The 8,912-nt window shown below is 60.0% G+C and carries 8 protein-coding genes; 1 reads left to right on the top strand and 7 read right to left on the bottom strand.

The window, feature by feature from the left end; translation table 11 throughout:
* The 7 genes from ACJH6I_RS31210 to ACJH6I_RS31240 form a co-directional block, all read right to left on the bottom strand.
* A partial coding sequence (locus ACJH6I_RS31210) for an MCE family protein (RefSeq protein WP_406785173.1) occupies positions 1-687 on the bottom strand: 687 nt, incomplete at its 3' end.
* 7 nt (positions 688-694) lie between these two features.
* Positions 695-1,738, bottom strand: a complete 1,044-nt coding sequence (locus ACJH6I_RS31215; protein WP_064895165.1) for an MCE family protein — start codon at positions 1,736-1,738, stop codon at positions 695-697.
* 4 nt (positions 1,739-1,742) lie between these two features.
* Positions 1,743-3,281, bottom strand: a complete 1,539-nt coding sequence (locus ACJH6I_RS31220) for an MlaD family protein (protein WP_074413391.1) — start codon at positions 3,279-3,281, stop codon at positions 1,743-1,745.
* Position 3,282: 1 nt separating this feature from the next.
* On the bottom strand, positions 3,283-4,143 hold the full coding sequence (locus tag ACJH6I_RS31225; RefSeq protein WP_052773256.1) for an ABC transporter permease: 861 nt from the start codon (positions 4,141-4,143) through the stop codon (positions 3,283-3,285).
* 3 nt (positions 4,144-4,146) lie between these two features.
* A complete protein-coding gene (locus ACJH6I_RS31230; RefSeq protein WP_047040105.1) occupies positions 4,147-5,013 on the bottom strand; it encodes an ABC transporter permease in 867 nt (288 codons plus the stop codon).
* 300 nt (positions 5,014-5,313) lie between these two features.
* A protein-coding gene (locus ACJH6I_RS31235) for an IS3 family transposase (protein ID WP_109976586.1) occupies positions 5,314-6,452 on the bottom strand; the annotation gives its coding sequence in 2 pieces (ribosomal slippage) (positions 5,314-6,182 and positions 6,182-6,452; 1,140 coding nt in all).
* A gap of 601 nt (positions 6,453-7,053) precedes the next feature.
* A complete protein-coding gene (locus ACJH6I_RS31240) occupies positions 7,054-7,482 on the bottom strand; it encodes an ester cyclase (protein ID WP_047040111.1) in 429 nt (142 codons plus the stop codon).
* A 419-nt stretch (positions 7,483-7,901) separates the two neighbouring features.
* Between ACJH6I_RS31240 and ACJH6I_RS31245 the strand changes: the two genes are divergently transcribed.
* Positions 7,902-8,759 carry an NAD(P)-dependent oxidoreductase gene (locus tag ACJH6I_RS31245; RefSeq protein WP_080989681.1) on the top strand — a complete coding sequence of 286 codons (858 nt, stop codon included), beginning with the start codon at positions 7,902-7,904 and terminating at the stop codon, positions 8,757-8,759.
* Positions 8,760-8,912: the final 153 nt, after the last annotated feature.

The following is an 8,912-nucleotide window of genomic DNA, read 5'->3' on the forward strand; positions in this document are numbered from 1 at the left end:
GGCCGACAACCCGGCCACCCCGACCGGAACGGAGGTCGCCTGAAAAACACCAATCCACAGGTATTGACAATTACTCCCAATCTGACCCCGCCGATCGGAGATGATGCGGGACAGCGACTTCAGATTCCGCAGTGCGTCAGGCAACGCTTGAGGAAGACCGTCAAGGCTGCGCGACACAGTGGTCAATGAGTTGGCGATTTGATCGGCATCAACCTGATCGAACGTCGTTGTGGCATCGGCTAAGGCAGTCTGTAGGTCATAAGGCGCCGACGTATTGGAGAGAGGGATCGTGTGGCCTTGGAGGCTGCCCGAACGGCCGGGAGTCAACTCGATGTAGCGGGACCCCAGTAGGGTAGTGAGTTTGATAGCCGCCTTCGTATCGCTGCCCAGGTAGACGCCCTTGTCGATCGACAATCTCATCTCAACCCGATCGCCGGCCAACGTGAGGGCATCGACATGGCCGACGGAGATACCGGCGATGGTTACCGGGTCGTCCTCGCGTACAGAGGCTGCTTGAGCGAATTCGGCACGATATATCGTCTTGCCGAGATTCAATGCGCCCGTTAAGGCAACTGCGCCCACTACCGCAACCATGACGACCAGTGCGACCGTGCCGATGGCAATCTTGTTGTAGTCCTCAATGGGGCGCGTGAGGCTTAGGCGCCCGAGTGCTCGTCTGATGATCATTCTGGACCTACCTGCAGATCGGGGTGTTCTTGATGGTGTTGCCGGGGGTCGCAGCTCGCACGATTCGAGGGACGAGCCGACCGAGGAAATCGAAGATCGTTATATTCATGTCGCACGCATACACGTCGACGTAGGCACCGGATTGCATCGAGCGAGCGACACCTTTAAGCATGGCTGGCAAATTTGCGCCGAAGTATGAGAACCGCTCACGAGCGTCGGCGGTGAGGTGTGCGGAGAGGCCGGGCTCTCGTGTCATCATTGCGCTGAGGTCTGGCTGTATGCTGGCCGATATCGCCCCAAGTCTGTTCACAGTTGTGGCGATAGAACCGACCGCTGCAGCCAAATCTGCGCGCCGGTTCCCCAGCCCTACCATCAACTCGCGGGTATGGGTGATGATCGATTGAAGATTGGCGTTTTGGTTCGCCAGCATGGTCATCGTGTTATTCAGATTGGCGATGACCTCGCCCAGGAGCTGATCGGGGCCAGCGAACAGCTCAGCCAGAGCGGATGTCTGCGTGATCAATGCAAGGACCGAGCCACTATCCCCTTGCAAAGCTTGAATAATTCCGTTGGTGAGATTTTCTACTTGACTCGGATCGAGCAGTGCGAAGAGCGGTTCAAATCCACGCAACAGGTGAGTAATGTCAAATGATGGCTCGGTTTGCTCGACGGGTATCTGACCGTGATCACCGAGGATGCGCCGACTAATGTCCTGGCCAGGAGACAGGCCCATATAACGCTGTCCGACGATATTTTGGTAGGTGACGGATGCAACGGTGTCGGTGTAAAGGGTTTGCTCCCGCTGGACGCGGAACGTTACTTTTGCCAGGGCATCTTTCTCCAGTGAGATTTCATCTACACGGCCGACGCGTACACCCGCGACTCGAACGTCATCTCCAGGATGTAGGCCGGCGACATTCGTGAATATCGCCGAATAGGTAGCGACTGGCCCGCTGACCTGGCGCAGCAACGTCACAGATACGAGCCACGTGGCCGATATGCACAAAACCAGAAAGATGACAAGACCGATCGATGACTTTCGGATGCTCAATCTTCTACCTTCCTGTGTCCGGAGTGATGTGTACCGCCGCGCCCCGCAACACCGGTCCGAGTAGAAGTTGAACTGCCGAATCGGCCTCGCGGCCTACTACTTGGCTCAACTGGGAGTTCTCGGCGACGCTGCCGACCGGGCCGACACTCCCTCCGTACTCCTGTTCGTAATTCTGTGGCAGCCCGAACGTTTCGGACGAGGCCTCCTCGGGCTTATCAGAAGGAGTCGTAATCACTGTTTCTGGGGCCGATGCTTCCGTGGGCGCGAGCGAACTGCCGGGATCTGAGATTGGCGGGCCAGGGGTGGGGTGAGCGCTCGGAGGAATCCCGCCAGGTACGTCGCCGGCGTGCCGAACCGAATCACGCGGTGGAGCAAGATTCGGTCGATTCTCCGTGATCCCATTCGGTGGTGGGATTCCCATTGATCCTAATGCCGGCAACAGATCGGGCGCAGTCGGTACCTCTGGCGCTGTTTGACAACTTGGCCCCTCGAGTTCTCCGTAACGGGGGCAATCAGCGCGGACGTATTGTCGGAAAGGCGCCAGACTGACGATTGCCTTGATGACGTAGTTGTGTCTTTCGGTGTCGTAATTGGCCTCGACGCGTTCGGCCATTCTCGTCATCCTGGTTGCGATCGGTGTGAATTCATCGGAGTTGTCGGCGAGCGTGCCGATAACAGGGGTCAACTGGGTGGTAATGGCAATAAGACGGTCGGTGTGGTTATCGAACGCCTCACCAAGTGTTGTAGTCGTATTGGTGCCTGCCGAGATCAAGTTAGTCAACTGAGATCGCGTTTCGGTCAGTGCACGCATGGGTGCGATCGCCTCGTCGAGAGCGTCGCTCAGAACTGGCTCAGCTTGTCGTAGCGCATTGGCCGCAGTCGCGAGTGCCGATATGGTGGTGGGGTCATTGTTATCGCCGACAACATTATTCAGCTGCGTAACAATGTGGTGGAGGTCGCTGCCCGCCGCACGGATGCTACTGCCGCGGCTTTCGGCCGCGCCGCTGAGAGCTGCGAGCACACCGATGGTGTTGTCGTTGTCATCTCGGCTCACTGACTTGAGTAATTCGCGAACTTTGGTTAACAAAGACTGGAACAACACCGTGGGTAGGGTGTGATCCTCGCGTATCACTGAGCCAGAGCGCAGCGGAGACAGGTCCAGCCCGTTCGAGACCAATTGCACCGACGAAACCGCGAAGACGTTGGACGGAACAACTCGCGCCGTGACCGTGTCGGGGATGCTGGATGCATGATTGGGTTTGAGGTTGATTCGAACAATGTACGGTCGTCCTACGCCGGAAAGCTCGACGTCGCTAACTTCGCCTACAAGTACGCCTCGAAACTTGACATCTGACTTCGCAGGAAGACCGTCGCCCACGTTCATCAGCTCAGCGGTCACACGAACTATGTTGTCGAGCCTTCCTTGAGACTTCATGAGACACAACGCGATGACGCTACCGATGACGGTGAGAAAGCAAACTCCCGCGACGAACAGACGCCGATTGGATGGGCCGCGGGAGTCAGTGTCGAAGGAATTTGTCACGCTACCCTCCGAACCTGGCGCCAGAGTCGACGCTCCAAAGCGCCATAGTGAGAAGCATGTTCACGATGATCACGACAGTGATGCTGGCGCGCATCGCCCTCCCGGCGGCGACACCGACGCCGGCTGGGCCACCGCTCGCGTAGTAGCCGTAGTAGCACTGCATTGTGGATGCTGCGAAGACAAACACCACGGCCTTGACCACGGCAAAGAAGACGTCACGTCCGCTTGCAGCCAGATTGAAGTAGTGCATATAGGTACCGACAGAGTGGTCGCTTACCGCCGCCGCAACCATTTCAGCCGAAAGGTACGCCGCCGCAAGACATACGAGAAATAGCGGAACGGCGGCTGTGACAGCCGCGGCCACTCGGGTTGTTACCAGGTATGCAACTGAGTTGATGCCAAGGGTGTCAAGGGCATCGATCTCCTCGTTGATGCGCATTGCGCCTAATTGTGCGGTAAATCGACAGCCTGCCTGGGTCGCGAATGCCAACCCAATCATCACAGGCGCCAGCTCACGGGTACCGACAAACGAGGAAATCAGCCCGGTGGCTGGGCCCAGCCCAAGCAGATTCAAGGCGTTGAATCCCTCTACGCTGATCAGCGCGCCCGCTGTGGCGCCCAACACGATCGCAACGCCTATGGTCCCGCCACCGACCACAATCGAGCCGTTGCCCCAGCTGATATCGACCAGTACCCGCGTGAACTCTTTTCGATAGCGGCGCACGACAAGGGGGATCGATAACAGGATGTTGCGGAAGAAGTAGCTGATGTGGCCAGCTTTTGCCACGAGCAGTCCTGCGACGAGCGCGGAGCTTGCCACCATCTGCGTCCCTGGCGGGCGGAACCAAGTGGGTGCCGTCATGGGCTAGAAACTCGCTTTGGGGAAAACGATGATATACAGCTGGGTCATGACCACGTTGACAGTCATCAGTAGCAGTATCGACTGGACGACTGCTGCGTTCACCGAGTTGGCGACTCCGGCGGGCCCACCGCGAGTGCTCAAGCCTTTGTGACAACTCACGATCGCCACAATGGCGCCGAAGACCACGGCCTTGGCGAGCGCCAACAGCAGGTCGCCGATCGTTGCGAACGAGGAGAACGTCGCGACAAAAGATCCCGGCGTGCCGTTTTGCATGTAGACGTTGAATGTGTAGCCGGCGAGGAAGCCTACAAAGCTGGTTAAGCCAGTCAGTGCTATTCCCACAATGATCACAGCCGCAAAACGCGGAACTACCAGGCGGTGGATCGGCGAAACTCCCATCACCGTCATCGCGTCGATCTCTTCACGCATCGTTCGGGATCCCAGGTCTGCGCAGACTGCCGAACCTACCGCGGCTGCCAACAAGACAGCTGCAACGAGTGGCGCACCTTGGCGGATGACTGCGAGCCCTGTGGCAGCTCCCGCCAGCGACGTTGCGCCCACTTGTCCTGCCAACAAGCTGAACTGGATCGCCAGTGTTACACCGATCGGAATCGTCACGAATATTGTTGGGACAAAGGCTGTTGAGGCCATGAATGCGGCCTGCTGTATGAACTCTCGGAACTGGAAGCGGCGAGCGAGTGCATCGGTGAACAAGCACTGAACAGTGCGCACCGCCAGTACGGCCTGTCCGCCCAATGTCCCCAGCGACATCAACGGGTGGGACGCAATGTACCTGCGCGCCCCATCCGCAACCTCGCCTATGGCATCGCGGGTTCCCGTTGTCGCGGAGCCGGATTCGGAGATTGTCATCGGAAGCCGCAGCGTAGACCAAACGGGGTGGAAGTGAACATTGTTGGATCCTCCTGATTGCTACGCGCGGCATCAATGCCTGCGCGTCGGGGACGTCCGCGAGACCAATTGCCCGAGTACCGACCGTGCGTAGGGTTAGTATGCACAGGTGCTGTTGGGCATGCAAGCGTTACGGCAAATATCTACATGCTGGAACCGCCGCGACTTTGATCCGCCTCGGCGGGGGTGAATGCTGTCGACCTCTTGAGTGGCGCCGACATTCCGGCTATGCTGAGGGGGACCCATTCGGTGGTCCAGTCGCTATGCAACTTGGGGTTGGTGGGTCGTGGGCCACTGTAGAGCGAACTCCTCTGGGGTGAGCTCACCATGGGCGGAGTGGGGCCGGTTGGCGTTGTAATCGGCTCGCCAGTCCTCGATGATCACTCGGGCTTCGCGCAGCGAGTCGAATCGCCACGCGTTGAGCAGTTCATCACGGAGCCGGCCGTTGAACGACTCGATCCACGCGTTCTGCCACGGCGACCCGGGATCGATGAAAAGTGAACCGGCACCGTTGAATCGGCACCAATCGGACACGGCGTGCGCCACGAACTCAGGCCCGTTGTCGAAGCGCACGTAATGCGGCGCCCCGTGCGTGAGGGCCAGTCGATCCAAGACATCGACGACACCATCGGCATCGATGGATCGGCCGACTTCGATCGCGAGTGCTTCGCGGGTGAACTCGTCGATCACGTTGAGCATTTTGAGGGTGCGGCCATCTGCGGTCGTGTCGAACTGAAAATCCATCGCCCAGATGACGTTCGGACGAATTGGAGACATTGCACCCACGGCGACCCCGATGCCGGTCAGCCGCTTCTTGCGGCGACGTTGAGGGACCCGCAGACCCTCGGCACGCCACAGCCTGCGGATACGTTTGTGGTTGACCTTCCAGCCGGCCCGGCGGGCCATCCTCGCCGCCCGCCGCCACCCCCAGCGGGGCCGGTCGGTGGAGAATCGACGCAGCCAGGCCCGCAGTTCGGCCTCCTCGGTGGTCACCGGCACCGGTGCCAGCCTCATCGTCGAGCGGTGTAGACCGACGACCACACAGGCGCGGCGCTCAGACACCCCGAACCGCTCGCGCAGCGCCGCAACGGCACTGCGCTTGCGGTTCGGGGTCAGAAGTTTCCCGCTGAAATCTCCTTGAGCATGTCGATGTCAAGGGCCTGGTTTGCGACCAGCTTCTTGAGCCGGGCGTTCTCGGCCTTGAGTTCTTTGAGCCGTTTGGCCTCGTTGGCTTTCATGCCGCCGTACTGGGCCACCCAGCGGTGCCACGTGGACTCTGCGATCTCCAGGTGCCGGCACACCTCAGCCAGCTCCTGGCCGGTCCCGAGGAGTTTGTTGCCCTCGGCCAGCTTGCGGATGATCTGGTCCGGGGTGTGCCGCCGGCGCTTGTTCGATGCCATGTCGTCGTCGATTCTTCCTTGCCCGCAGACCGGGCAACAGAGTCGCACAACAACTGGACCACTACAACGGGCTCACCTCAATGCCAATGAAGGTCTAGAATTTGGCTTCAACGGTGACACTTTCATTCGAAAAGTAGTGTCCCGCAGGGATGGTGGTCGAACCATTGGTGACAACGCGCGGGTGATATACGGCCTGCCGTTCACTGCGATGGCACCGCGACTCCAGTGCCTCAAATGACCGGTTGGTTCCGTCATTGAACAGGCGTCGAGGCGCGGGCGGCGGGTAATGGTGGGATCGCCTCGCGCTCGCCAAAGTCGGAAGAGCAACCATCTCGCAGCAAGTGATGGCAAACGCGAAGGCTCGCAAAACCACATTGGCCGTGGCCCGCTGAATGGTCGCCACCGCTACACGGCGCGTAATCAGGTGACGCCTCCTGGTCAAGCAATGCCGCGCAATCCGCGACATCACCATCGCCACCGACGTCGAACTCGCCTCTACCAGAACGGATCTGACGAAAAGGCCATCGGTGAGGACTAACGCCGCCGTCCTGTGGGGACTGAACCACAAGTGCGACGTTGTCGAACTCGATCTCGGTGGTCCCTATTGCGCTGCGGGTACCGCGTCGATGCCGATCTGCGCCAGGAATTCGATTCTGTCATAGATCACCCGGTACTCGCTGACCTTACCTTCGGTGAACTTCCAAAACTCGCTGATAGTCAGTTTGAGTGCGCGACCGGTCGGCGGTAGGACGTTGCCGTCAGACAAGGCCAGTGAGCCGGTGTGGTTGCCGGTTATCTCGATGAGGAATGCGGCTTGGTCGTCGTCTGCGAGGATCTGGAATGGCCTGTGCTGCATGTCGGGAAACGCCCGCATAAAGCTGGACATCCAGTCCACGACTGCTTGGGGTCCGCGCGCGCACATGCCGGGGTCGGCGATGAGGCAGTCATCGGCGAGTTGCGCCTTCACCCAGTTGAACTCCTTGGCGTCCACATGGGAAAAGAACTCTGGGATAAACGCGGAACGATCCATCGTTGCTCCTTCGGCAATGGCGATGCCAGCTGGATTTGACCACACGAGCATCGTGCTTCGGTTCGGTAGACCCCGGTTGCATCCGGGGAGTTCCTGGAATGTGGGCGCTTCCCTGCAGGGGAAGCACCGCGAAGCGAGTATTTCACTGACCGCACGTGCAGTCAATGACCTCGCGGCCGATCGTTCGAGGCGGCCCGAGGATGAGCCTCTGCTATCGGTGGGCGTTGCCTAAGGCCGATACCCCGGTCCTGGGCTGCGACCGCTTCGTTGGCTATGCGGCCCCGGGGTCAAACCCGGAACTGAGTACGTCCAACGCACGGGGGTAAGGCCCAGCTGCGGACATGTGGATTTGCATGAGACCTGTAGATCGCAACCAATTTTGATATCGCCGTCGGTAGGCAGTACCGTATCTTCGCGTCATGGTGCAAACATCTTTGTCCGGGAAGACTATGTTCATCTCCGGTGCCAGCCGTGGCATCGGTCTGGCGATCGCCAAGAAGGCCGCTGCCGACGGCGCCAACATCGTGCTGGTCGCCAAGACCGCCGACCCCGACCCCAAGCTCGAAGGCACCGTCTACACCGCCGCCAAGGAGATCGAGGAAGCCGGCGGCCAAGCCCTGCCGATCGTCGGCGACGTCCGCGACGGCGACGCCGTGGCCTCGGCGGTCGATCAAGCGGTCGCCCAATTCGGCGGCATCGACCTCTGCGTCAACAACGCCTCGGCGATCAATCTCGGCTCGATCGAGGAAGTGCCGCTCAAGCGCTTCGACCTGATGAACGGCATCCAGATCCGCGGCACCTACGCGGTGTCGCAGGCCTGCATCCCGCACATGAAGGGCCGCGAGAACCCGCACATCCTCACCCTGTCCCCGCCGCTCCGATTGGAGTCCGAATGGCTCAAGCCGACTGCCTACATGATGGCAAAATTCGGAATGACGTTGTGCGCGTTGGGCATCGCCGAAGAAATGCGGGAAGCGGGCATCGCCTCCAACACGCTGTGGCCGCGCACCCTGGTGGCCACCGCCGCGGTGCAGAACCTGCTGGGCGGTGACGAGGCGATGGGCCGCGCCCGCAAACCCGACGTCTACGCCGACGCGGCGTACACGATCTTCAACAAGCCCGCGCGCGAGTACACCGGGCAGAGCCTGCTGTGCGAGGACGTCCTGCTCGACAACGGTGTCACCGATCTGTCGGTCTATGACTGCGTGCCCGGCTCCGACCTCGGCGTCGACCTCTGGGTGGACACCCCCAACCCGCACGGATACATCCAGTTGTGAGACAAACACATCGGGCTGGCTACCGTTCGCGACTGAATATCCCGATCACAGCCTGCCTAGCCTTGGCACCCAGTGCGGCCGAGCAATTGTCAATACCTGTGGATCGGGGTGTTTCAGGCGACCTCCGTTTCGGTGTGTTGATCGCCGTCTGAC

This window comes from Mycobacterium sp. SMC-13 (assembly GCF_045311035.1).
Taxonomy (GTDB): Bacteria; Actinomycetota; Actinomycetes; order Mycobacteriales; family Mycobacteriaceae; genus Mycobacterium.

Bases quoted from the DNA above. Each gene is read 5' to 3' on its own strand.
- ACJH6I_RS31230 (WP_047040105.1), bottom strand. From the start codon at position 5,013: ATGACAATCTCCGAATCCGGCTCCGCGACAACGGGAACCCGCGATGCC.
- ACJH6I_RS31240 (WP_047040111.1), bottom strand. From the start codon at position 7,482: ATGGATCGTTCCGCGTTTATCCCAGAGTTCTTTTCCCATGTGGACGCC.
- ACJH6I_RS31245 (WP_080989681.1), top strand. From the start codon at position 7,902: ATGGTGCAAACATCTTTGTCCGGGAAGACTATGTTCATCTCCGGTGCC.
- ACJH6I_RS31225 (WP_052773256.1), bottom strand. From the start codon at position 4,143: ATGACGGCACCCACTTGGTTCCGCCCGCCAGGGACGCAGATGGTGGCA.